The sequence below is a fragment of the Allobosea rubneri genome (genome assembly GCF_032464875.1).
GTDB lineage: Bacteria > Pseudomonadota > Alphaproteobacteria > Rhizobiales > Beijerinckiaceae > Allobosea > Allobosea rubneri.
The window spans coordinates 46999-70954 of sequence record NZ_JAWDID010000014.1; the positions used below are offsets into that span (position 1 = coordinate 46999).

Consider the following 23956-nt stretch of genomic DNA (forward strand, 5'->3'; position numbering starts at 1 on the left):
CATGCCGGCGCTGAAGCTGAACGGCGAGACGATCTCGTTCGAGAGTGCCGGCGTCGGGACGCCGGTGCTGCTGCTGCACAGCCTCGGGACGCATGCAGGCCTCTGGGCATCGACCGTGGCCGCGCTGTCGGATCGGTTTGAGCTGGTGGCGATGGACTGTCGCGGGCATGGCGGGAGCAGCAACCACGCTGGCTTCTCCGTTGAGGCGATCGCAGGTGACGGGCTCGCGCTGATGTCGGCGCTCGGCCACGAGCGCTTTCACGTCGTCGGTTGCTCCATGGGCGGCCTGTTTGCGGTCACCCTGAATGCCATGGAGCCCGCTCGCTGTCTGTCGCTGACCTTGGCGGGGGCGTACGCGACTGTCGGCGCAGCCGGTCCCCTTCGGATCGCGGCGACGCGAGAAATTCTGGGGACCATGCCGATGGCCGAGTTCGGACGCCGCTATGCCGACGATACGGTGATCTCGGCGGACATCGGCATAAGGGCGCTGGTCGCAGATTCGATCGCCGCAATGACGCGCGACGACTATCTGCAGACGCTCGAAGCCATCCTGACCGCCGATGTCTCTGCGTCTTTGACGGATGTCGCGGCTCCGACCCTGGTGCTCGTCGGAACCGAGGACCGGCGCGCCCCGCCCGCGGTCGCGCGCGGTCTCGCGGACGCTATCCCCGGCGCAGTGCTTTGCGAGCTTCAGGGGGCGGGTCATCTCGCCATGCTCGACGAACCCGCGGCGTTCGTCCGAGAACTCGAGCGATTCCTGCCGAAAGCTTAGAGGCTTCGGCGCCGGCTGCGGCCTTCGGACATCGCACTTGGGCGGTGCTCCGCGAAATCCACCAGGGGGCGCGGCGGCAATGGCCGAAGACGCAATGGCGCAATGGCCTATGATCGCGATCCCATCGGCGGAGCCCCGGTCATGAGCGCCAAGGCGATGATCCTCGCAGCATCGACTGTCTTCAGAGATCACCCGGCTCCGCACGAGCTGGCGGAAGGCCGGTGGCGCGATCGCGCGACAATCCTTCGGCTCCGTCGCTCCGCAAGGCTTGGCGAGGCGCGCGATGATTGATCTGCGCCAGATGCGCCAGTTCATCGCGGTCGCAGAGGAACTGCATTTCCACCGCGCCGCGGCGCGGCTGAACATGTCGCAGCCTCCGTTGACGATAGCGATTCGCAAGCTGGAACGGGAACTCGGCTCTGAGCTCATCGCGCGCGGCAATCGAATCCTGGGCCTGACCGCGGCTGGAGCGGTTTTCCTCGAAGAGGCGCGGCTGACGCTCCAGCAAGCAGAGCGCGCCGTCGCGGCGACGAGGGAAGCCGCAGCAGGCCGGGCCGGGCAGGTTCGGCTCGGATATGTGGGCAGTGCGCTTTATGGCCGTCTGCCCGACATGATCCGCGCCTTCCGCGAAACACATCCCGAAGTCCGGCTCGAGTTGCTGGAGGCGACCACTGCCCGGCAAATGGAGCTGCTTCGAGAAGGCGCCCTGGACCTGGGCCTCCTCATTGCGCCGGCTGCCCCGACCGAAGGCTTCTCGTTTCAGCCCTTCGACACCGACCGCCTGTGCATCGCGCTGGCGCGTTCGCACCCCTTGGCCGGCGCGCCGACCATCGAGATGCGCGATCTTGCGAATGAGCGCTTCGTCCTGTGGCCGGCCGCCGAAGGTCGCAGCTTCCATTTTAGGGCGGTCCGCTTATGCGCTGACGCTGGCTTCACGCCGCTGGTCGTCCAGGAAGCGCATGGCCTCCATGCGGTCCTGTCCCTCGTCGCCGTCGATGCCGGGATCTCGATCGTGCCGGAGGGCATGGCGAGCTTTCGGAGCGATCGGATAGCGTATCGTCCGATCAAATCCCCTGCCGCCGCCTTCGGATTGTCGCTGGGCTTTCGGGCGCCGGTCACAAATCCCGCGGCGGGGCAGTTCCTGAGCGCATCTGCCCCTCTTTGAAGCCGTGAGCAATCAGGCTCGACAAAACGCGCCCGACGCACCGGCCGGTTTCAAAGCGGCTTTTCGCAATCTGCTTGGGACCCCGCCCGGCTGGCACAGCATTGGCCATGATCGCGACGGGCTGGATCGCCGTGCCGCAGCGGGAGTGCCAATGGCCGGTACTGCTGCTTCCGATCGTGCCCGATCGGAAGCGAAATCACATCACGCCGCCGCCGGCGCCGATGTTCTGGCCTGTTACCCATCGGGCTTGCTCGCTGGCAAGAAAGGCCACCACGTCGGCGATGTCGTCCGTTTCGCCGACGCGAGCGAAAGGGGACATGCCGGCGGCACGTGCGCGGTCCCGCTCGGGCAGCATGTCGGTGTTGGTGAAGCCGGGCAGGACCGCATTGACCGTGATCCCGCGTGAGCCGAGTTCCCGGGACAAGGAGCGGACGAATTGTTCGACCGCCCCTTTGCTGCCGAGATAGAGCGAGGTTTCGCCCAGGAACATTCTCGTCCCGCCGGTGGTAACGGCGACGATGCGTCCGCCATCGCGCAGGCGTTTCGCGGCCTCCTTCAGCGTGAAGAAGGTTCCTCGGGCATTCGCGCCGAAAAGGGTATCGAAGTCGTCTTCCGTGCAATCGATCAGCGGCTTCAGGATCGCGATGCTCGCATTGGCCACCACGATATCGATGGGGCCGAATGCGATCTCGGCCTTGTCGAACAACCGCTGGATGTCGTCGATCCTGGCGATATCGCCTTGCACGGCCTGCGCCGAGCCGCCGCTGGCGACGATCTGCGCCACGAGCTCCTCTGCGGCGCCGGCTTCGCTCCGGTAGTTGATGGTTACGGCTGCCCCGTTAGCAGCGAGCCGTGCCGCTATCGCACGGCCGATCCCGCGGGAACTGCCGGTAACGACGGCAGTCTTGCCAGTCAGATTCTGAGGGTACATCGCAGGCTCCTTCGCGCCGCCTGGCGCGAAGCCAGCCAATTTCGACCGCGTCCTCGGTCTGTCGATCTGCGCCGGGGACGGAAGGAATGCTACCGATCGACGCCAGAGCGAATAATGCGGGCGGGATCGCATTCTCTGTTCGGCAGGATTCATGAATCCGTTTGTGCCACGGGGCCGAGGCGTGCGGCGTCATGGCGTGCACGGGCTGCGTCGAGTTCCGGAAAATTCCGCTCGGCCCATCTGTCGAGCGCGATGAGGGTAGCGCTCAATGAAGAACCCAGCGCACTGAGCCTGTATTCGACGTGCAGCGGAACGGTCCGGAGGTCATGGCGCTCGACAAGGCCGTTCCGTTCCAGGTCTTTCAGGGTTTGGGTCAGCATCTTCTGCGATATGCCGCCGATCCGCCGCAGGAGAGCGCCGTTTCGGCGGGGTGCTTCCGCCAGTGCCGTGAGAATCAGGACGCTCCATTTCCCGGAGATGAGCTCCAACGCATGCCGGGCCGAGCACTCGGCGTCGAACACGTCCGGAACGCACTGTCCGTTCTGCTCGTGCGGGGAGGTCATGCCTTGCTTCGCCATAGGTACCCGAAGGTGCGTACTTGCGGGGTGGGGCGCGTCATCTAGCTATTGCAGACATCGCCGCCAAGCCGGCGGGAGCCGCTCATCCCGGGCGCCTCCTGCGGCCGGCGGCGGATAATCCACTCTGCGAGATCGGATGCGCCATGAAAGCTATGGTCCTAAGCTCGAGTCCACGCCGCGACGGCAACTCCGCCGCTCTGGCCCGGGCCTTTGCCGAGGGTCTGCGCGATGCCGGGCATGAAAGCGAAATCGTCGTTGCGAACGACATTCTGGGCTCGTTTCTGAAGGATTGTCGCTCTTGCCGGCGGCCAGACGGCAGTTGCGCCATCGAGGACGGGTTCAGTTCCGCGTTCTTCGAGAGCCTCCTGCCCGCTCAGGGGTTCGTGGCCGCCAGCCCGATCTATTGGTACGGCATGTCAGCCCAGCTGAAGGCTTTCTTCGACAGGATGTTCTGCTATGTGGCCGCTTCTCACCCGTCGTCGCCATCGGTGGTCGCGCGCATGCAGGGCAAGCGCATCGGGCTGCTGCTCAGCTCGGAGGAAACCTATCCGACCGTCTCGGCCGGAATCGTGCAGCAGATCCAGGAATACAGCCGTTATACCCGCTCGACATTCGTCGGTACGGTGCATGGCTACGGCAACTCGCGCGGCGAGATCGCCCGGGACCCGCGCGACCCCGTCGCGCGGGCATACGATTTTGCGCGAAGCTTCTTCACGGCTCATGCGACGGACTACCAGATCGACACCCCGAGATCCGGCCGCGTCTGGGGGTAGCAGGCGGGCCTGCGGCTAGTCGGGATCGACGCTAGCGCTCCGGGCGCCATGCCTGCCGGCTTGCCGCACATGCTCGATGAACAGCCGCAATGGCTGCATCGCGCGATACTCACGCGGAAAATAGAGATAGAGACCCGGGATCGGCACAAGATGGTCTGCCAGCAGCGAAACGAGCCGGTCCCTGCGCATCTCCGCCGGAGGCGCGTCGCGGAAGACATATCCCAGCCCCAGCCCGTCCGCGACCATCGTGTAGAGCGTGGGCAGGTCGCTGACGATCAACCCGCCGGTGACCTCGACCTGATAGGCGCCGTTCGGGCCGTCGAACTGCCACGGCGCGATGCGGCCGGAGCGGTGAAAGCGATAGCGAATGCAGTCATGCGCAAGAAGATCGCGCGGTTGTCGTGGAACGGGCCTTCGATCGAGATACTCCCTGCTGCCATAGACCGCGATCGGAAGAGCCTCGCCGATCTTGATCGCTACCATGTCCTGCTCGACACGATCCCCCTGGCGGATGCCCGCATGGTAGCCGGACTCCACGAGGTCGACGAAGGCATCGGTCATGACCAGTTCTAGCTCGATCTCCGGCCAGGCGGCACGAAAGGAAACGACGAGCGGCGCCAGGAGCATGTGATAGGCGAATTCGGGGAGGGTGATGCGCAGCGTGCCGCGTGTGCTGCCGCCGACATCGCGTGCACTTTGCAGCGCTTCGTTCAACTGGTCGAAAGCCGGCAGGGAGCCGCGACTCAGCGCTCGCCCGGCCTCCGTCATCGTCACCGACCGCGTCGTCCGGATGAACAGCGTGGTTCCCAGCTGCCTTTCGAGCGCCTTGAGCTGGTGGCTGACCGTCGACGGCGTGAGGTTCAAGGCTTCGGCCGCCCCCCGCAGGCTGCCGGCGCGGGCGATGGCATTGAAAACCTCCAACAATGCGAGGGGCAGGCGCATTCGTGAATCATCTCCAAGAATGGCTGAAATCTAAATGCGATTATCTCGATCGAACAGAGGGCTAGTTTCGGGCCGGATATAACCGTTGAGGGCGGACAGCCGATGAAACTCCCACGACACGCCTTGCAGGATCATGGCGCCGCTCTGCCTACCTTGCACCTCGCTGCCGCCAGAGGGGATGCAGCTGCGGTGGCCGGGCTTCTGGCGGCGGGCGCAGACCCGCTACAGCTCGATCCGCTGATGGGAGCCTCGCCCTTGCACCTGGCCGCTCAAGGAGGCAGCGCCGCAGTCACGGAGGCTCTGCTGCAGTACGGCGCCTTCGTGAATCTGCAGAGCCACAGCCATGGCATGACGCCCTTGATGATCTCGGTCTGGCACCGCCGCCCCGCCGTGGCGAAGGTGCTGCTGGCGCATCCCGACATCGACCCCACCATCCGTTCCCGCCTCGGCATGACCGCCGAAGAGATGCTCGATACGAAGACTGCGCAGGATGCGGAGCTGCGGGCTGTGTTCGACGGGTTCCACACGCGCGTTGCCGCCGCTCGACAGCGGCAGCCGCTTCTGGCCGTGCTCGAGGACGAGATGCTGTCCGGTGCCGAGAAGGAGGCGCGGATTGCCACGCTGCTCGCCGAAGGCGCGGATCCGGATGTCGTCGCCCCGGTTCACAGCGCCCGAAACCCCGGGCATACGCCGCTCCTGATCGCCGCCCGCGACGGGCTTGCGGGTGCAGTCCAGGCCCTGCTCGACGCAGGAGCGGACCCGACGCTCGTCGACCATTTCATGCTCGCCCATCCCGCGCACAAAGCCGCCTATATGGGGCATGACGTGGCCCTCGCGGCATTGACCCGGCACGAGAGATTTGCCGAGATCGCCGACGCACAAGGCCCCTTCAATGGCTATACCGCGCTCCACGACGCTGTCTGGCACGGCCATGTCGAGGCAGTCCGGCTATTGTTGGAAGCCGGCGTGCGATCGGACCTTCTCGGCCATGACGGTCGGAGCGCTGCGGACCTGGCGCGCGATTATGGCTACGACGAAATCCTGGCGCTGCTCGAAAGCGACAGCGAGACGGGCCTTGCCGATGCGCGCCGCGCAGATGAGCTCACGGCAGGACGGCTGCAATGATCACGCCGGCGAACAAGCCAAGCCGGGCCTCATAGTCCTCGTAGCTTATGCCTCCGACCTTGGCGCCGACGCTGGCTTGCATCAGCGTCGTGATCAGGGCAGCTGGGTCCACCCCCGGCCGCTTCAGCGTGATTTCGCCTCGCGCCTCGCATTCCTCGATAAGCTGTGTCGCGTAGCGGACGAAGATGGATTCGAAGGCCTTGCGCTCCTTGACCGCGATATCGTCGATCACCGCGCGCAGTTCAGCGAAGTGATCGCCGGCGCCGATGCTCAGGAAGGCGGTGCAGTGATGGGCTCGCAGCAGCGCCATCAGCCGCTCGGCGAACGGGGCCTTCATCTCCATCACTTCGCGGCACAGTGCATCGACACGTTGGCCCAGCAACTGCAGCGTGGCGCGTAAGATGTCGTCCTTGCCCTTGAAGTGAAGATAGATCGTCGCCTTCGCGATCCGCGCTTCCTTGGCGATGTCGTCCACCGCGGTACGCTTGAACCCGTAGCGCGCGAACAGACGCATCGCCGCATCCGCAATCTGCTCGGCGCGATCGGACATGTCGTCGACAAAGGCGGCCGGATGGTCGTGACGATCGGTCATGGCGCTCCTGACAGAGTTCCACCCCAGGCGAGCGGATACCCACTAGACTCAAATCGTTTTCTAGTACAGTTTGCCGCGCATGGCGGCAGACTGCCTTCTGCAATCGCTATGTCAGATCGCTCCCGCGAACGCGAGCGGGCATCAGGCGTCGAGAAGCCACATCGTCACGTGTTCTGGGCTTGCGAGATCGACATGCCACATCGCCTGAAGGTCAATGGGAAGACGTATGAGCTCGATGTCGACGACGGCACTCCGCTGCTGTGGGCGATCCGAGACAATCTCGGCCTCTCGGGTACGAAGTTCGGCTGCGGCATCGCTCAGTGCGGAGCCTGTACTGTCCACCTCGACGGCAAGCCGCAGCGTGCCTGCGTGACCCCTATCTCCGCCGTTGGAGATGCCGAGATCGTCACCATCGAAGGGCTCGCGGGCAGGGAGTGCGACGCCGTCCAGGCCGCGTGGATCGGTCATGACGTGCCCCAGTGCGGCTATTGCCAGTCCGGTCAGGTCATGAGCGCGGTGGCGCTGCTCAAGGAGATCCCCAAACCGACCGACCGCGACATCGACCTCGCGATGAACGGCAATCTCTGTCGTTGCGCGACCTATGTCCGCATCCGCGCTGCCATTCACGGCGCCGCTCATGCGTTGGAGGGCTGAACCCGTGACCGCTTTGGCACATTCCCCCTCCCGACGCGCCGTGCTGGCGGGCGCTGGCGCCCTCGTCATTGGTGCCTATCTGCCGAAAGCTGCGAAAGCCCGACAGGGTGATCCACTTTTCGCGCCGAACGCTTTCGTCAGGATCGCGGCGGACAGCACGGTCACCGTCCTCGTCAAGCACATCGAAGTCGGTCAGGGTCCGTTCACGGGCCTCGCCACCCTGGTCGCAGAAGAACTCGACGCCGACTGGAGCCAGATGCGCGCCGAACACGCGCCCGCCGATGTCGAGCTCTATGCGAACCTGGTCTTCGGTCATCTTCAGGTGACCGGTGGCTCGACCGCCATGGCCAATTCCTGGGTGCAGATCAGGCAGGCGGCGGCGGCCGCGCGCGTCATGCTGCTCCAGGCCGCGGCTGCCGCGTGGAAGGTTCCGGCTGTCGAGATCGGCATCGAGAGGGGCGTGCTGCAGGATCCTTCGGGCAGGCGAGGTTCCTTTGGCGATTTCGCAGGCGAAGCGGCCAAGCTGCCATTGCCGAAAAATGTGCAGCTCAAGCCGGCGGCGGCTTATCGGCTGATCGGCAGGGAGGGCGCGGTCAAGCGTCTCGACAGCGCGATCAAGTCGACGGGACGGGCTCGTTTCACCATCGATATCCGGGAGCCGAACATGCTGACCGTGGTCGTGGCGCGCCCGCCGCGCTTCGGCGGCAAGCTGGTCAGCTTCGACGCTACCCAGGCCCTAAAGATCAGGGGCGTGGTCGACGTCAAGTCGATCGGGTCGGGCGTCGCGGTCTACGCCGAGGGCATGTGGCCGGCGTTGAAGGGGCGCGAGGCGCTGAAAGTCTCCTGGGACGACAGCGCCGCCGAGACTCGCAGCAGCCCGGATATCGTCGCCCATTATCGGGAACTTGCGCGAAGCAAGGGGGCGGTCGCGGGCAGCCATGGCGATGCGGCGACCGCTCTCGCCGGAGCCGAGCGCGTCATTGAAGCCGAGTATACGTTTCCTTATCTCGCTCACGCACCGATGGAGCCGCTGGACGGCTATCTCGCATGGAACGGCGAACAGGCACTGGCCCGGTTCGGCAGCCAGTTCCAGACCCCCGAGCATCAAATGATCGCCGATGTTCTCGGCCTGCCGCTCGAGCGAGTGAGCATCGAAACCATGATCGCCGGCGGCAGTTTCGGCCGGCGCGCCCAGCACAGCCAGCATCTTGCGGCCGAGTTGGCGATGGTGGCCAAGGCCATAGGACCAAACCGCCCGGTCAAGGTCGTCTGGACGCGCGAAGACGATCTCGGTGGCGGCTATTATCGGCCGATCTACGTGCATCGCCTTCGCGGTGCCCTCAAAGACGGCAGAATTTCGGCCTGGTCCAACACGATCGTCGGCCAGTCGATCAATATCGGCACGATCTTCGAGTTCTCGGCGGTGAAGAACGGCGTCGACTCGTCCTCTGTCGAAGGGGCGAGCGGACTGCTCTACGACATGCCCAATTTCGCATGCGAGGTGCACACTCCCAAGGTCGGTGTCCCGACCTTGTGGTGGCGCTCGGTCGGCCACACCCATACCGGCTACGCGGTCGAGTGCTTCATCGACCAGTTGCTGCAGGAGGTCGGACAGGACCCCGTCGCGGGGCGGCTCGCCTTGATGACCCGGCGCCCCCGCGCCGCCGGTGCGCTGAAGGCCGTTGCAGAGCTCGCGGGATGGGACGGGCCAGGCCCGAACAATGGGCGGGCACGCGGCGTCGCGGTCGTGGAGAGTTTCGGCTCCTATGTCGCCCAGATCGCCGAAGTCTCCTTCGAGGATGAGCCCAGAGTCCACAAGGTGTGGTGTGCGGTCGACTGCGGTATCGCGATCAACCCCGACATCGTTCGTGCCCAGATGGAAGGCGGCATCGGCTTCGGCCTCGGGCACGTCCTGTACGGCGAGATCACCCTCGACAGGGGACGCCCGGTCCAGAGCAATTTCGACAGCTACAGATCCCTGCGGATCAACGAGATGCCGGCCGTCGAAGTCCGGATCGTCCCGTCGGCCGAAGCTCCGTCGGGGGTCGGTGAGCCCGGTGTTCCGCCGATCGGGCCAGCGGTCGCCAATGCCCTGGCACGCCTCGGCCGCGAACGACCAAGCTCGTTGCCGATGGTGAAAGGGGCGGGCTGATGCGACTGCACCTTCTTAACGGGGTCGCCATGGCAGCCGGCTTCTGCCTGGCCGGAATAGCCGCGACACACGCTCAATCCTCGCCGCCGGAGGCTTCCGCGTCCCTGCGCCCTGCCGATAGTTTCGCCGGCATTCCCGACAGGCAGGCGCGCTCGCTCGCGCTGTTCGGCGAGATCGGAAAGGTGCTGCAGCACCCGCGCTGCCTCAACTGCCATCCGGCGACAGAGCGTCCTCGTCAAGGCGATCAGCGGCGTCTTCATCAGCCCATGGTGATCCGCGGAAGAGACGGACATGGGGCGCCGGGGCTCGAATGCGCCAGCTGCCACGGCAGGCAGAACTTCCATGCGGCCCGCGTTCCCGGCGATGGCCATTGGGCGCTCGCTCCCGCATCGATGGGCTGGGACGGCAAGACGCTCGGCCAGATCTGCGCACAGCTCAAGGACAAGAGCCGCAACGGCGGCCGGGACCTCGCCGCGATCGTCAAGCACGTCAGGTCCGATCCCCTGGTGCTCTGGGCCTGGCGGCCGGGACCAGGCCGCGAGCCGGCGCCGGGAACGAATGCCATCTTTGGTGTGCTGGTCGAGGCGTGGGCCGGCTCCGGAGCGGCATGCCCGGACGGCTAGGCGTCTTCGCTTCGCACTCGAACCTTTCGCTGGGGCATTCAGACCGGATACTTGCCGGCCAATTGGAGGAAACATGAGCCTCGTCACTCCCGGCCTTGCCGATATCGCCCTCTTCGTCGGCGCGGCCCTCGCATTGCTCGTCATTCCCGGGCCCGCCGTTCTCTATCTCGTCGGGCGCTCGATCGAGCAGGGGCGAACCGCCGGGCTCGTCTCGATTCTCGGCATCCACACCGCGACGCTCGTTCATGTCGCAGCAGCGGCCCTCGGGCTGTCCGCGCTCCTCGCTTCGTCGGCCTTGGCGTTCGGGATCGTCAAATATGCCGGAGCCGCCTACCTGATCTGGCTCGGCCTCAGAAAGCTCTTCGCGCGTGCGTCGGTCGATACGAGCGATACCTTCACCGCTCCGCCCGCAAGCCGCCATCTCTTTCGGGAAGGCTTTGTCGTCAACCTCCTCAATCCGAAGACGGCACTGTTTTTCCTCGCATTCCTGCCGCAGTTCATCGATGTGGGCCGCGGCCATGTCGGCATGCAGATCGCGTTCCTCGGCAGCCTCTACACGGTCCTCGGGTTGCTCACCGACGGGATGTACGCACTGGCCGCCGGTACGGCCGGCAACTGGTTGAGGCGCAGCAGGCTGTACCTGCAGGTCGAGCGCTATGTCAGCGGCACGTTGCTGGTGGGGCTCGGGGTCACGGCCGCTTTGGCGGATGGTGTGAGGAAGTAGATGGTTTCCCTGGCAGCCAGCCTGCGATCGCGCGGAAACCTGAAGTTCGTGGGTACTCGACAGTTGCGATTTCTCTGTCCGGCAAGCCCCAAACGGAGGGAGGCAGGTAGCGCAACCGCCCGCGATTGCTTCCTTTCTCCTCGCCTGCCCGAGCATTTGTCACCGCCTACGCTGGATAAGACGGCACCCCGGATTTAGATTGAGGTTGGTGGGCGAGCAGGGCGTTAAGGTCTTGCATCAGCGCGCGTTCGGAAGGGGTGCGCATCGACTTCGTCTCCGGACAACGGCTAGCGGCTGTCAGCGCGAGCGCTAAAAGGCTCAATCACAGCCTTTCCCTGGACGATGACGATGCGCTCTTTCCGTCCGTCGACACGAAAGCGAATGACGCCTTCGCCCCAGCCCTCATCCATGATGTAAGCTGGCAAGCCGGCGCGCAGGGTCTTTTCGATCGATCGCGCACGAAATTGCTTCAACTGGTCTTCGTACATAGGCAACTCCACCGGCGGCGAGAGCAGGCTACGTCGTAGTTGTCGCCACTATGGCAAGGACCAGAAACCGAGCAACAGCCAAGGCTGCAAAGGCAATCTTGGCGTCTTTGCATGACGGTGGGATGACCGCGGGCGCTCCGCATATGCTGTCGTCGCTCGGGTCGGCCGCAGAGCATCATGGCGGCGCAGTTCTCGAGGCCGCCTCCGCAGCCTGTTCAAGAAGAACTCGATGAATGCTATCTGGGCGCATACCGGCGCAAGGAGACGTTATGGAGTTTCTTCTGGTCTTCGCGTTCCTTGCGCTCTTCTGTGCCTCTGCGATGGCCGGCATTGCCCTGCGGAAACGTCTGCACGAGCGACATCTGACGGCCGAGAACCTGGACTCCATCCGGCTGGTCACCGGCCTCATGGTGACCTTCGCCGCGTTGATCCTCAGCCTGCAGCTCTCGACGGCTCGGGCACGCTTCGACGAGGCCAGCGCCCATCGTTCGACCTATGCCGCGCGCCTGACCAGTCTGGACGAGTGCCTGCGGATTTTCGGCGATGCCGCAGACCCGATCCGGCTGAAGCTCCGACAGTACACCGCGGCCGTCCTGGCAAGCACGTGGCCGCAAGAGGCGAAGATCGTGGTTGCGGGAATGCCGAACACCGAAGGGATGGCTGTTCGCGGCGAGGACAGCATCCTGTCGCAGCTCATGAGCGACATCGGCGTGGCCGTGGACGCCCTGCAAAGCCCCGGGCTGGAGCACTCCGCGGCCCGCTGCCGGACAGCCTATTCAGCGGCGCTATCGGCGAGATGGAGCGTCATCGAGGATTCCCACATACCGTCGGGAGCCTTCTTCATCGGCCTGTTGAGCTTCTGGCTCAGTCTGGTCTTCCTGAGCTTCGGGCTACAGATACCCCGCCGTGCCTTGAGCGCTGCGGTTCTGGCAATCGGGGTGCTTTCGATATCGAGCATCATGTTCGTGATCGTCGACCTCGGAATGCCCTACCAAGGCGTGTTCCACATCTCCAGCGTCTCCACGCGCGACGCGCTCGCCGATATGATGCGCTAGATTCGGTGGCGCTTCAGTCCCGGCTTCGCGGCCGCTCATGCGAAAGCATGAACGCGGTGACATGCCATTCCTTCTCCGCGAACAGTCGCGGACTGGTAAGATCGGTTTCGTGCGGCATGTAGTGGGATGAAGTTTGCCGCCCGCTCGCCCAGGCCATCCCGGCACCGTTGTCGACGCTGTCAGCGCTCCAGAGCGGCGGCACCGTGTAGCCTAAATTCGGCAGGCCTCGTCGGGCGCTGCTCTGCCTGCGTCACAAGATCGGGAGCAGGTTCGGTGCGGCCAAAATCCGGCGGCACGCCGCAACAGGTCGCGAGCACGGCGCCCATGCGCGTTTCCGGCCATTTTCACCACTTTTGCTGCTATTCCAGCGCCAACCGTCAGAATCCAAGCTGCCGGCAGCAGGTCAATTCTCTCGCCGATTGGCGTAGCTGAACTCGAAACCCGCCGCGGGGGAGCGCGTTGTTCCCGCACAGCCGCGATGGACATCGCCGCTGCGATGCGGGGCGACGCTCTTGTCTTTCGACGGGTGCGAGCATGCTTGAGAAGAGAGACAACGGACAGAAAATGCCCGGCAGCTCGCCGGTGCTGCTCGTCCTGCTGGCACTCGTGATGTTGGGCTATCTGGGGTGGCGCGAACTTGGCGGTGACGTTCCCGCCGGCGGCCCTCGGGCGGGAGCGGCCGGGGCCGAGAAGGTCGCGGCGCAGAAAATTCCCGTGACCTACGCGGAAGCCGCCAAGACCGACTATCCCATCTATGTCCGTGGCCTGGGATCCGTCTCGGCTTTCAGGACCGTGACGGTGAAAAGCCGCGTCGACGGCGCGATCACCAAGGTGCTCTTCAAGCAAGGCCAGATCGTCCGCCAAGGCGATCCGCTGGTCGAAATCGACAAGCGCCCCTACCAGGCTGTTCTCGACCAGGCCGTCGCCAAGAAAGCCCAGGATGAAGCCAATCTGAAGAACAACCAGCTCATTCTCGAGCGCTACAAATCCCTCGCCGCGAAGGACTTCCAATCGCGCGAGAACCTCGACACGCAGCAGGCGCTGGTCGAGCAACTCAAGGCGCAAATCCAGGGCGACCAGGCCGCCATGGACAGCGCCCGGGTCAATCTGGACTATGCCACCATCAGTTCCCCGATCACCGGCCGGGCCGGGTTCCGGATGATCGACCCCGGCAACATCGTCCATGCCACCGATACGACGGGCATCGTCACCATCACCCAGCTGCAGCCGATCGCGGTCGAGTTCACCGCACCGCAGGATCGTCTCGAAGCGATCGCCAAGGCTCATGACGGCGGCGCGGTCCCCGTCGATGCGATCTCTTCGGATGGCACTCGGGGCCTGGCTCGCGGCCAGCTCGCCGCGATCAACAACACTGTCGACATGGCGAGCGGCACGATTGGCCTGAAGGCGCGCTTCGACAATCTGGACAATGCACTCTGGCCCGGGCTTTCGGTCAATACGCGGATGCGGATCGACACGCTCAAGCAGGTCGTCGTCATACCGACGAACGGAGTGATGCATGGTCCCTCCGGCCTGTTCGCCTATGTCATCGGCGATGACGGCAAGGCGATCACTCAGCCGATCGAGGTCGGTGCCAGCGACGATGAACGGGCGGTCGTCGTATCCGGGCTCAGCGCCGAGCAGAAGGTCGTGGTCGCCGGCCAATCCCGCCTGCAGGATGGCGCCGTGGTCCACGCCAGACCGATGCCGGCCGATGCCGAGACGCCACCGGCTCCAGGCGCATCCGCGCAGAATGTGCCCGCCGCTGAACAGAAGGCGCACTGAGCCATGGCCAGCAGCATCTCCACACCCTTCATCCGCTTTCCGATCGCGACGTCGCTGTTGATGGCCGGCCTCCTGCTCGTCGGGCTCGTCGCCTACCCGCAATTGCCGGTGGCGCCCTTGCCGGAGGTGGATTTCCCCACGATCCAGGTCTCGGCCAACCTGCCCGGCGCCGATCCGGCCACCATGGCCGCGACGGTCGCGCAACCGCTGGAGTCCCAATTCGCGCTGATTCCGGGCGTTGCGGAAATGACGTCGTCGAGCCAGGCCAATTCGACCCAGATCACCCTCCAGTTCGAGCTCTCGCGCAATATCGACGGCGCCGGCGCCGATGTGCTCGCCGCCATCAACGCGGCCTCCGGTCAGCTTCCCAAGAACCTGCCGAGCCCGCCGACCTATCGTAAGGTCAATCCGGCCGACGCGCCGATCCTGCTGCTCAGCGCCACCTCCGAGACCTTGCCGCTCACTCAGGTCTCCGACGAGGCCCTGACCAAGCTCGCCCAGGCGATCAGCCAGATCGGTGGCGTCGGCCAGGTCAGTGTCGGCGGCCAGCAAACGCCCTCGATCCGCATCCAGGTCGATCCGGCGAAACTGGCCGCCCGTGGACTATCCCTGGAGGATGTGCGCGCGCCGCTCTCCGTGACGACGGTCAACAGCCCGAAAGGCACCATCAGCGGCGTCGCACGCTCGTACACGATCTACGCCAATGACCAGCTCACCGACGCCAAGGACTGGAACGACGTCATCGTCGCCTATCGCGACGGCAATCCTGTGCGCGTGCGCGACATCGGTCAGGCGGTCAGCGCCCCGCTCGACGATACGCAAGCCGGCTGGGCCGATGGCAAGCGCGGCGTCTTCCTGGTGATCTTCAAGCAGCCCGGGGCCAATGTCATCGCCACGGTCGACAAGGTCATGCAGGCTCTGCCGCACCTGACCGCCGGCATCTCGCCCGCCATCAAGATCGCGGTGCTGTCCGACCGGACGCAGACGATCCGCGCCGCGGTCAAGGACGTGAAGTTCACGCTGCTGGTGACGGTCGCTCTGGTGGTGCTGGTGATCTTCATCTTCCTGCGCAGCCTTTGGGCCACCATCATCCCGTCATTGACCGTGCCGCTCGCCCTGCTCGGCGCCTGCGCTCTGATGTGGTTCGCCGGCTACAGCCTCGACAACCTCTCGCTGATGGCGCTGACCATCGCCGTCGGTTTCGTCGTCGACGACGCCATCGTCATGCTGGAGAACATCACGCGCTATATCGAGGAGGGCGAAGAGCCGATGGATGCCGCCCTCAAGGGCGCGAGCGAGATCGGGTTCACCATCCTGTCGATCTCGATCTCGCTTGTCGCGGTGCTGATTCCGCTGCTGCTGATGGGCGGGATCATCGGCAGGCTGTTCCGCGAATTCTCAGTCACGTTGGCGATGGCGATCCTGGTTTCCGCGGTGATCTCGCTGACCCTGACGCCGATGATGGCCTCGCGCTTCATGAAGCCGCTTCGGGACGTGCATCACGGCCGGATCTACCAGGCCAGCGACAAGCTGTTCCAGGCGCTCCTCGGCGCCTACGAGCGCAGCCTCGACGTGGCGCTGCGCTTTCGCGCCGTCACGCTGATGGTGTTCTTCGCAACGCTCGCGCTCACCGTCTATCTGTTCGTCATCATCCCGAAGGGCTTCTTTCCGCAGCAGGACACCGGCCTGATCACCGGCGTGATCGAGACCGCGCAAGACACCTCCATCGCAGCCATGGCCAGGCATATGGAGGCGGTCGGCGCCATCGTGCTCAAGGATCCGGCTGTCGATCACATGGCGATGCGTATGGGCGGGGCGGGCGGCACTCTCAATGACGGCACCATGTACATCACGCTGAAGCCGCGGGAGGTGCGTACGGCCTCGGCCGACGCGGTGATCCGCCGACTGCGCGCGCAGACCGGCGCGCTGGAAGGCGCCAGCCTCTATCTTCAGGCGACGCAGGATGTGCGCGTCGGCGGCCGGTCCTCGCGGACACAATTCCAGTTCACCTTGCAGGGCACCGACGTCGCCCAGCTCAACGAATGGGCGCCCAAGCTCCTCGACAGGATGAAGGCGATGCCGGAGCTGCGCGATGTCGCCTCCGACCAGCAGGCGGCTGGCTCCACCCTGACCCTGGCGATCGACCGCGACCAGGCTGCCCGCTACGGGCTGACCCCGGACGTCATCGACGCGACGCTCTACGATGCGTTCGGGCAACGCCAGATCGCCAGCTACGCGACGCAGCTTTCGACCTATTACGTGGTTCTGGAAGTGCTGCCGGCGTTGCAGCAGAAGATCGCGACGCTCGACCGGATCTACCTGCGTTCGGCGACGACGGGCGGCAACGTGCCGCTCTCGGCCATTGCCAGATGGAGCACGGTGCCGGCGCAGCCGCTGGCGATCAACCACCAGGGCCAGTTCCCGGCGGTGACGATCTCCTTCAATCTGGCGCCGGGCATCGCACTGGGCCAGGCGACCGCAGCGATCGCCGCGCTGGAACAGGCGATGAACCTGCCTGCAACGATCACGACGTCCTTCCAGGGCACGGCACAGGCCTTCCAGGACTCGCTCGCCTCGGTGCCGATGCTGATCGCGGCGGCGCTGGTCGTCGTCTACCTGATCCTCGGCATCCTCTACGAAAGCTATATCCACCCTCTCACCATCCTCTCGACCCTTCCTTCAGCCGGTGTCGGAGCGTTGGCCATCCTGCTGCTCTTCGGCTTCGATTTCAGCCTGATCGCGCTGATCGGCCTCATTCTGCTGATCGGCATCGTGAAGAAGAACGGGATCATGATGATCGACTTCGCGATCGCAGCCGAGCGCGAGCAGGGCCTGTCCTCGCTGGAGGCGATCAGGCGCGCCTGCCTGTTGCGCTTTCGCCCGATCCTGATGACCACCATGGCCGCTCTCCTCGGCGGCGTGCCGCTGATGCTGGGCCACGGCACGGGTTCGGAAATCCGCCAGCCGCTCGGCTACGCCATGGTCGGCGGCCTCTTCGTCAGCCAATTGCTGACCTTGTTCACGACGCCGGTGATCTACCTCTATCTCGACGCCTTCTCGAACTGGCTTGCTCCGAAGCACCGCGCAGAAGGCGCCGGCATCGACGAGCGGAGCCGGATGGCGACGAATACTGATGGCTAGCAGCGGCTGATGGCCGTGATACGCGGGGGCGACCCGGCAAGAGCGGGTCGTGCCTGTAGTCTGGGCCAAGTCGCGAGACCCGAGCCCAATCAGCATGCGGCGGTACACCGGCGGTTCCGAGCCGCTGGAGTCAGCGCGCCGTTGCGGGCAAGCTTGAAACGCCACCGGACGGTGCCCCGATGGCCTGGGCGACAAGTCGGTACTTGACGATCGTCAATGCGAGACCTCGGGCCCAGTCGACGAGGTCATTCCATGGGTCGACGATCCGTCCGGTTGCGGACAGGAAGGTGACGACGGTGGCGATCTCGGTCCGACCTTGGACGACCAGCACGCAGCCAATGCCGAGCACGAGCAGGCTGCCGAGGGAATAGGTCAGGTTCATCAGGAAGTTGAGGGCAAATTTGGTCTCGAACATGCCGAGGTTGAGCGTGAACACCTCGTCGAGGCGGCGCGCGCTGGATTCAGCTCGCGACCGAGACAGGATTTCTTCGCCGAAGCGCCGCAGAATGCGGGTGCGCTGTGCCACGCGGCGGTTGATGGCTCGCTGCATCACCGGCACGAACACGAATTGCGGCGTCAGGATCAGAAGGCTGACTGACATCATCCTCAGGTCGAGGACGGCGAGATAGGCAAAGACGCTCGCCAGAAAGCCGATCTCGACAATCGGAAGGCTGAGGCTTGAACCGACGAAGGCGCCGATGTCGTCGGCTTCCGCGAGGATCATGGCGAGGCCGGTGCCATTGCTGAGCGCCAAGTCGTCGACCTGCAGGTTCTCCAACTTGCGCGTCACCACGAGGCGCAGATCCCGGGTCGCGCATTCGCCGAGCCAGGCTCGGTAGACGTTCATGGCGAGCTTCGCCGACCCGAACGTCAGAATGATCGCAAATTGCAGGCCGGCGAGCCTCAGGATGGCGGCGAGGCGGCCGGCATGGACGGCCGTGTCGATGATGCGACGCTGCGTTTCGATCGGGGCGGCGTTGAGCAGGAAGACCGCAACTGAAAGGGCACAAATCGCCGCCTGATGCCAGCCGCCCGACCACAGCACGAAGCGGGCGAGAGAAGAGGGCAGCGGCGGGTCCTGCGCATGAGGGCGAGGGGGCTCCGCTATCGACGCGATGAGCTGCGAGAGCCTCATGGCGAGAGCCTCATGGAACGAGACCACCGTACCTCGCGATCGTCCTGTGCGCAGGTCGGCCAGCGCTTGGCTTGCCTGCTTCAGCGGGCGGACGGTCGTTCTGGTGGCTATGCCGGGTTGCGCTTCCCGATGTCGTGGGTGCCGGAATTGCAGGGCGCGCCGGCCAACAAAGCAAATCTGTGAACGTCAAGAAATGGGGCCGCCATGGCGGCCCCGACTTCAGGATGTGAAGCCTTTAGTTGTGGTGCGGCAGCTCAGTCGGCGCGACAGGGTGGCGAAGCTCCAAGTCCTTGAAGCGTTGATGGTAGGCGCGATACTGGCTCTGCTCTGCGAGGGCGCGCGCGCTTTGGGCTTGCTCGTGCACGATGCTTTCGGCGCCGAGTTCCGCTGCCTTTGCCTCCAATGTCAGCCCCCACATTGCGAGTAGCCCCGCGGCCAGAAAGATCCTCTGAACGGTCATGGTCGACCTCCTTTGGTCGAGTTCTGCGCCGGCATTCTCCTGCCTGGCTCTCCTAAGTTACAGCTCTCGGGCCGGTGCTGACATGCAAATCAACGTGATTTCAGAAGAAAACGAAATGTCTCATAGGCGCTATCGCCCCCAAATCTTAGCGCTTGGATGGATCGTGCATTAATGCTGGATTAAAAATTCGTAACGTTGCACAAATATCCGTGAAATTACTTCTACTCGAATGCCTTGTTGATTGTTGCCGTCCGCATGAAACGCCATCTATAGGCGGCACGACACGTGTTGGTGCCGTTGCAGAGGTAGGCTTCGTCAACCGCGGAGAATTCCGATGCTTGATAGAACCGCATGTTTCGCCCGGATTCAGCCTGCGCCGCGCCTGAACCAGGGTATCGCAGCCATGGCCGCCGTGGGTTTGCTAGGCATGGTAATCGCATCGCCTGCGATAGCGGGGACGGCCGAATGGGGGCCGGCCTGCAATTTCAGCGCAGCGCCGCAAGGCTATGGTGACCAGATCCGCTACAACAACTGCATCCGTCAGAGCGACTGTCAGCAACTCGCAAACGCGGCGGGCCAGAGGATCGTTAGCTCCGGATGCTTCTGGGTCGACCCCGACCCCGTGGCAGCACGGATGCCTGCGCATGGAGCTCGCTTGATGCGATGATCACATGGACACCCGGGAGCCGGGCACCTATCCAGGCCGGCTCTCGGGGCGGACGGCTCTGGCTTCCGGCCGTCTCCGGCTGAACCACGGTGCCCTCGCTGTTGCAGCATGGCCGCGGGTTGAGCATTGTGGCAGGCTATCACCGCCAAGGTCCCGTCCGCCAGCCATAGACGCTTCGCCGATGTCTTCCGTGTTCGTCACACGCTCGGCTGAGGCCGAGATACTGATGATCAGCGTCGACACGTTCGACACGCGGCTTCGGTCCGGGTTTATACCCAGGCCCCATGCGGCAATACATCGACAGCCGCCGGATGATCAGCGCCTAGCCCGGGCCTGGCCCCGCGCTGCGCCGCTGCCCTGAATGCAGCGGTCCACGAACTCGCGGTCCAGGGCTAATATCTCGTCGAGCAGCGCTGCGCGCCGCTTGGCGTTCACGAATTCGAGGCGTCGCAGGCCAAGCGGGTCGATACGGCTGCGCAGGAGCGCCAGCATGTCCTTATCCAGGGCCGCCACGGCGCGGCATTCCGGATCGATCGAAATCGGAAAACCCGTCGCCTCACGGATCTGTTCGAGCGTTACGCCCGGCATGGTTTCGATAACAACGAGCTGGCGGGTCTCGGTGTCGAGGCGGAAGACGCAGAGATCGGTGAAGACCAGCGATCGGCCGGTGCGATAGCCATGTGGGACTCGCTCGGCCTCGGTGAGCAGCCCGCGCGCCGAACTGGCGATCTCGACCTCGTCCACTACGGAGAGCGGCGAGTGGCGCGGCACATAGAGCAGGTAGTCGCGATGCATGTTGGCGACGTCGGCCATGCCGCCCTGACCCGGCAGCCGGATGACGCCGCCGGACGGCTTGTCGATGGCGATCGTATTGACCCGGCCGCGGCGATCCACCTTTGCGGCGGCGACGATCTCATGCGTCACGGCACCGGCCTGATAATAGGTCGAATAGGTATCGTCGCCGCCGGCATGCGCCGCCGCGGTTTCGCCGTCGAGGCTTTCGAGCAGGGACAGGATCATCGGGCTGGGCGCGACGTCGAGATGGCCGCAGCTCATCGTTGCAATGATCATCCCGGGCGCATGCGTCGCCTTGGCCAGCCGATAGGCGACATTGGCGAGCGGCGAGACGGCACCGGCGCTGGCAAAGCTGTCATTGCCGAGTTCGGCGGCGATGCGCGCCGCGAGGATCTCGTCGATGGAGGCAGGCGCCGGAGTCGGCAGGAGGGCTGGGCTGGCGAGAGTGTCGGCAACCGCATTCACCGTCGCAGCGTCGATCTTCGCCGCGTCGACGACCTGTGCCCGGACGGCTTCACCGGGAGCGGAAAGGCTCTCGGAAAGGCGCCGCCCGTTATCGCTGAAGGCCTCGGAAAGGCGCGCATAGTCGGTGACGTAGAATGGCAGGCAGGAGGTCGGGTAGGCGGCGCCGGGGGCCAGGGCGATCGCGGTCACCTGATTGCGGGTGAGCACCGTCTGGCGTCCGGCTTGCGCCAGAGCGCCGACGGGCACGATCTCCTCGACAGTCACGAGGACCTGCCGGGCGGCTCCCGCCATGGCGACGTCCAGCGCCCTCGGCCCAAGGATCTGGACATTGCCGCTCTCATCCGCCCGCTGGGCGTGCAGGACGAGCGTGTCGAGCCGCAGAGCGGGGGCGAAAGCCATGGGCTCGCCGTCGATCGCGTCCGGTGCCAGCTTCACGCCGGGAACGCGCGCCATCATGTCCGAGCCGACCGGTGGCTGGAACGGCAGTGAAGGCAGGTTCTGCTGGGCAGCCCGGAGCGCCTGGATCATCGCCAGCGCCGTCCAGTCACGGACTGGGAGGGCCCCCGTTTCGGCAGCCCTACGAAAGCGCGGCGGCAAGCCGAAGATGTCGAGGCTCGAAAAACAGGTGTCGATTTCGGCAATCGCATCCGCCTCCAGCAGCAGCTCCAGGGGCAGGCCGCCTGCCCATGAAACATAGCGCAGCCGTTTGGTGCCGCGCGCCATGATCGCCTTGATCAGCGTGATCGGAAGGCGCGCGAAATGATGACCTCCGACGCCGAAGACATCGTGATCGCGGACGAGACCAGCAAGGCCGGCGAGGTCTGTGAAGAGCGGCTTGTTGGGCTTGACGAGGGATGTGCGGATCATTGCGGCGTTCTGCTCACCGGGAACTGCTGGATCGTAGGTGGAGGTTCGGCGCAGGATTACGCTTTTGCTGTCCCGCTGCTTTTCTGCGCAAATTGCTGGATGCGGGCCTGGCCGATCTCGCTGCGATAGAGCTCGCCCACAAGGTCGCGCTCCATGGCGAGCCCTGCGGCGAGGTCGCCGGCGAGGGCGTGCGCCGTCAGCCGCTTCAGCCCTTCGACAGCGGCCGCAGGCTCGGCGGCGATGGCTTCTGCCAGTTCCAGGGCACGCGGCAGCAAGGCGGCGACATCGACGATCTCGGCGACCAGACCAGCGCTCACGAAATCGGAAGCCGGGACGATCGCGCCGGTCAGCAACAGCATGTTGGCGCGGTTGCGCCCCAGCTTGGCGACGCTGCGTTGCGTGCCGCCCCCACCGGGGATCAGGCCGAGCTTGATCTCCGGCAGGCCGAACTTGGCATACTGGTTGGCGAGCACGATGTCGCAGCACAGCACCAGCTCCATGCCGCCGCCCAGCGCGAAGCCGTTGACCGCGGCGATCACCGGCTTGGCGTTGCTCTCGATCGCCGCATACATCCGCGTGCCCGCTGCCTGGAAGGCGTCGAACTCATCGTCCGTCTGCGCCGCATATTCCTTGATGTCGGCACCGGCCATGAAGCCGCGGCCTTCACCCGTGACGACGATGGCGCCGACCTCGGGACTGTCCGACAGGGTTTCGAAGACGTCGGTGATCTCGCCCTGCATCAGCCTGTTCATGGCGTTGAGCTGGTCGGCGCGACGGAAGGTGACGAGTGCGACGCGGCCCCTCCTTTCGACGGTGAGCGTCTGGTAGTTCGCCACGATCAGGCCTCGTCCACGGTCATGTCGCCAGCCGCCTCGAGTGCCGCGATCTCGGCGCTGGAGAAGCCGAACTCGGCGAGGATCTCGCGACCATGCTGGCCGACCAGCGGCGCAGGACGCTCGATGCGGGCGGGCGTTTCGCTCATGCGGACGGCCGGCGCGACGACCTTGACGTTGCCGCCGCGGGGATGATCGTAGCTGGTGATCATGCCCATATGCGTCACCTGCGGATCCTGCGCGGCGCGCCGGATGTCCTTGACCTCGGCGCACCAGATGTCGGCTGCCAGCAGGCGGGCGAGCAGGTCCGCGGTACCGAACTTCCTGGTCTCGGCATTGACCTTGTCGAAGACCTCGTCGCGCTTGCTGAACAGCGTCTCCAGATCGTCGTAAGGTGCGAGCTGCGGCGCTTCGAGCACGGTGTAGAGCGTCTTGAACGGGCTCATGGCGATCGAGACATAGCCCTTGTCGGCCGTCTCGTAGATGCCGAACGGCGCCTGCATGCCGGGGTGGCCGATGCCGGAATTCGGACGCACGAAGTCCTCGCCGAGATTGAGCACGGCGACGTATTCCTGATTGAGGTGCGCCAGCATGCCGGCCAGCAGATTGACCTCGATCTTCTGCCCCTTGCCGGTCTTCTCGCGCCAAAAGAGCGCCGACAGGATGCCATAGACCATGTTCATGGCGCCGATCTGGTCGGCGAGCCCGGCGCCGGCCGGAACGGGCGCCTGGTCGCCCCGTCCGGTGTTGGCGACGACGCCGGCCAGTCCCTGGATCAGCATGTCCTGGCCGGGGCGGTCGACATAGGGGCCCTCCTCGCCATAACCGGAGCCGGAGCAGTAGATGATCCGCGGATTGACGGCCTTGAAGTCGTCGTAGCCGTAGCCGAGCTTCGCCAGCACACCGGGCCGGAAGTTCTGCACGACCACATCGGCGCTCTTGGCCATCTCCATGATGATGGCGTGGACCTTGCGGCTTTTGAGATTGAACGCGATCGAGCGCTTGTTGCGGTTCCAGGCGAGGAAGTTGGGGCTTTCGGAACCGCCGACCCATTTGGCGAAGAAGGTCATGCCGCGGAACATGTCGCCCGAGCCGGCGCGCTCGATCTTGACGACGTCTGCGCCCATGTCGCCGAGCATCTGCGTCGCAAGCGGCCCCTGTAGCAGATGGCTGAAATCGAGAATGCGGACGCCTTCTAGGGCCTTGTTCATGTCTGGTCTCACGCGCAGCAGCA

The 23956-nt window shown here is 65.0% G+C and carries 21 protein-coding genes; 11 read left to right on the forward strand and 10 right to left on the reverse strand.

All coding sequences use genetic code 11. The annotated features are described in order from the left end of the window. Position 1 precedes the first annotated feature (1 nt). Both RKE40_RS11595 and RKE40_RS11600 read left to right on the forward strand, forming a co-directional pair. Entirely contained in the window at positions 2–772 is a 771-nt protein-coding gene (locus RKE40_RS11595) for an alpha/beta fold hydrolase (RefSeq protein WP_316018400.1), read from the forward strand. Positions 773–1055: 283 nt separating this feature from the next. Then, positions 1056–1937: a LysR family transcriptional regulator gene (locus tag RKE40_RS11600; protein WP_316018401.1), complete on the forward strand. Its 882-nt coding sequence runs from the start codon at positions 1056–1058 to the stop codon at positions 1935–1937. Between the two features lie 196 nt (positions 1938–2133). Here RKE40_RS11600 and RKE40_RS11605 read toward each other — a convergent pair whose 3' ends face one another. Both RKE40_RS11605 and RKE40_RS11610 read right to left on the reverse strand, forming a co-directional pair. Then, positions 2134–2868 carry an SDR family oxidoreductase gene (locus RKE40_RS11605; RefSeq protein ID WP_316018402.1) on the reverse strand — a complete coding sequence of 245 codons (735 nt, stop codon included), beginning with the start codon at positions 2866–2868 and terminating at the stop codon, positions 2134–2136. Between the two features lie 149 nt (positions 2869–3017). Then, the gene (locus tag RKE40_RS11610; protein WP_316018403.1) at positions 3018–3431 is read right to left on the reverse strand and encodes a winged helix-turn-helix transcriptional regulator; all 414 of its coding nucleotides are present in this window, start codon (positions 3429–3431) and stop codon (positions 3018–3020) included. 158 nt (positions 3432–3589) lie between these two features. Here RKE40_RS11610 and RKE40_RS11615 point away from each other — a divergent pair, with 158 nt between their 5' ends. Then, the gene (locus RKE40_RS11615; protein WP_316018404.1) at positions 3590–4219 is read left to right on the forward strand and encodes a flavodoxin family protein; all 630 of its coding nucleotides are present in this window, start codon (positions 3590–3592) and stop codon (positions 4217–4219) included. Between the two features lie 15 nt (positions 4220–4234). Here RKE40_RS11615 and RKE40_RS11620 read toward each other — a convergent pair whose 3' ends face one another. Beyond that, entirely contained in the window at positions 4235–5161 is a 927-nt protein-coding gene (locus RKE40_RS11620) for a LysR family transcriptional regulator (protein ID WP_316018405.1), read from the reverse strand. Positions 5162–5263: 102 nt separating this feature from the next. On the opposite strand from RKE40_RS11620, the gene RKE40_RS11625 reads away from it, so the two are divergent. Then, a complete protein-coding gene (locus tag RKE40_RS11625) occupies positions 5264–6286 on the forward strand; it encodes an ankyrin repeat domain-containing protein (protein ID WP_316018406.1) in 1023 nt (340 codons plus the stop codon). Here RKE40_RS11625 and RKE40_RS11630 read toward each other — a convergent pair. Beyond that, positions 6264–6878, reverse strand: a complete 615-nt coding sequence (locus tag RKE40_RS11630) for a TetR/AcrR family transcriptional regulator (protein ID WP_316018407.1) — start codon at positions 6876–6878, stop codon at positions 6264–6266. The two genes, RKE40_RS11625 and RKE40_RS11630, sit on opposite strands and share 23 nt — an antisense overlap. 192 nt (positions 6879–7070) lie before the next feature. On the opposite strand from RKE40_RS11630, the gene RKE40_RS11635 reads away from it, so the two are divergent. From RKE40_RS11635 to RKE40_RS11650, 4 genes are all read left to right on the forward strand, one after another. Continuing rightward, a complete protein-coding gene (locus tag RKE40_RS11635; RefSeq protein WP_316018408.1) occupies positions 7071–7532 on the forward strand; it encodes a (2Fe-2S)-binding protein in 462 nt (153 codons plus the stop codon). Beyond that, positions 7480–9684 carry a xanthine dehydrogenase family protein molybdopterin-binding subunit gene (locus RKE40_RS11640; protein WP_316018409.1) on the forward strand — a complete coding sequence of 735 codons (2205 nt, stop codon included), beginning with the start codon at positions 7480–7482 and terminating at the stop codon, positions 9682–9684. The genes RKE40_RS11635 and RKE40_RS11640 overlap by 53 nt, the downstream gene beginning before the upstream one ends. Next, positions 9684–10307 (forward strand): Isoquinoline 1-oxidoreductase subunit, encoded by a 624-nt coding sequence (locus RKE40_RS11645; RefSeq protein WP_316018410.1) that lies wholly within the window; start codon positions 9684–9686, stop codon positions 10305–10307. Before RKE40_RS11640 ends, RKE40_RS11645 begins: the two co-directional genes overlap by 1 nt. 73 nt (positions 10308–10380) lie before the next feature. Continuing rightward, a complete protein-coding gene (locus RKE40_RS11650) occupies positions 10381–11031 on the forward strand; it encodes a LysE family translocator (protein ID WP_316018411.1) in 651 nt (216 codons plus the stop codon). A gap of 287 nt (positions 11032–11318) precedes the next feature. Here the strand turns inward: RKE40_RS11650 and RKE40_RS11655 are convergent, their stop codons facing one another. Further along, positions 11319–11519, reverse strand: a complete 201-nt coding sequence (locus RKE40_RS11655) for a hypothetical protein (protein ID WP_316018412.1) — start codon at positions 11517–11519, stop codon at positions 11319–11321. Between the two features lie 269 nt (positions 11520–11788). Between RKE40_RS11655 and RKE40_RS11660 the strand changes: the two genes are divergently transcribed. From RKE40_RS11660 to RKE40_RS11670, 3 genes are all read left to right on the forward strand, one after another. Continuing rightward, a complete protein-coding gene (locus RKE40_RS11660) occupies positions 11789–12574 on the forward strand; it encodes a bestrophin-like domain (RefSeq protein ID WP_316018413.1) in 786 nt (261 codons plus the stop codon). Between the two features lie 564 nt (positions 12575–13138). Continuing rightward, a complete protein-coding gene (locus RKE40_RS11665; RefSeq protein ID WP_316018414.1) occupies positions 13139–14359 on the forward strand; it encodes an efflux RND transporter periplasmic adaptor subunit in 1221 nt (406 codons plus the stop codon). Between the two features lie 3 nt (positions 14360–14362). Continuing rightward, positions 14363–17500, forward strand: coding sequence for an efflux RND transporter permease subunit (locus tag RKE40_RS11670; protein WP_316018415.1), 3138 nt, complete (start codon positions 14363–14365; stop codon positions 17498–17500). Between the two features lie 130 nt (positions 17501–17630). Here RKE40_RS11670 and RKE40_RS11675 read toward each other — a convergent pair whose 3' ends face one another. The 5 genes from RKE40_RS11675 to RKE40_RS11695 all read right to left on the reverse strand — a co-directional run bounded on the left by RKE40_RS11675 (position 17631) and on the right by RKE40_RS11695 (position 23933). After that, positions 17631–18635, reverse strand: coding sequence for an ABC transporter ATP-binding protein (locus tag RKE40_RS11675; RefSeq protein WP_316018416.1), 1005 nt, complete (start codon positions 18633–18635; stop codon positions 17631–17633). Between the two features lie 235 nt (positions 18636–18870). Next, a complete protein-coding gene (locus RKE40_RS11680) occupies positions 18871–19095 on the reverse strand; it encodes a hypothetical protein (protein ID WP_316018417.1) in 225 nt (74 codons plus the stop codon). A gap of 982 nt (positions 19096–20077) precedes the next feature. Continuing rightward, positions 20078–21889, reverse strand: coding sequence for a CoA-transferase (locus tag RKE40_RS11685; RefSeq protein ID WP_316018418.1), 1812 nt, complete (start codon positions 21887–21889; stop codon positions 20078–20080). A gap of 56 nt (positions 21890–21945) precedes the next feature. Next, positions 21946–22725: an enoyl-CoA hydratase/isomerase family protein gene (locus RKE40_RS11690; RefSeq protein WP_316018419.1), complete on the reverse strand. Its 780-nt coding sequence runs from the start codon at positions 22723–22725 to the stop codon at positions 21946–21948. A 2-nt stretch (positions 22726–22727) separates the two neighbouring features. Continuing rightward, positions 22728–23933, reverse strand: a complete 1206-nt coding sequence (locus tag RKE40_RS11695) for a CaiB/BaiF CoA transferase family protein (protein WP_316018420.1) — start codon at positions 23931–23933, stop codon at positions 22728–22730. Between the last annotated feature and the right edge of the window lie 23 nt (positions 23934–23956).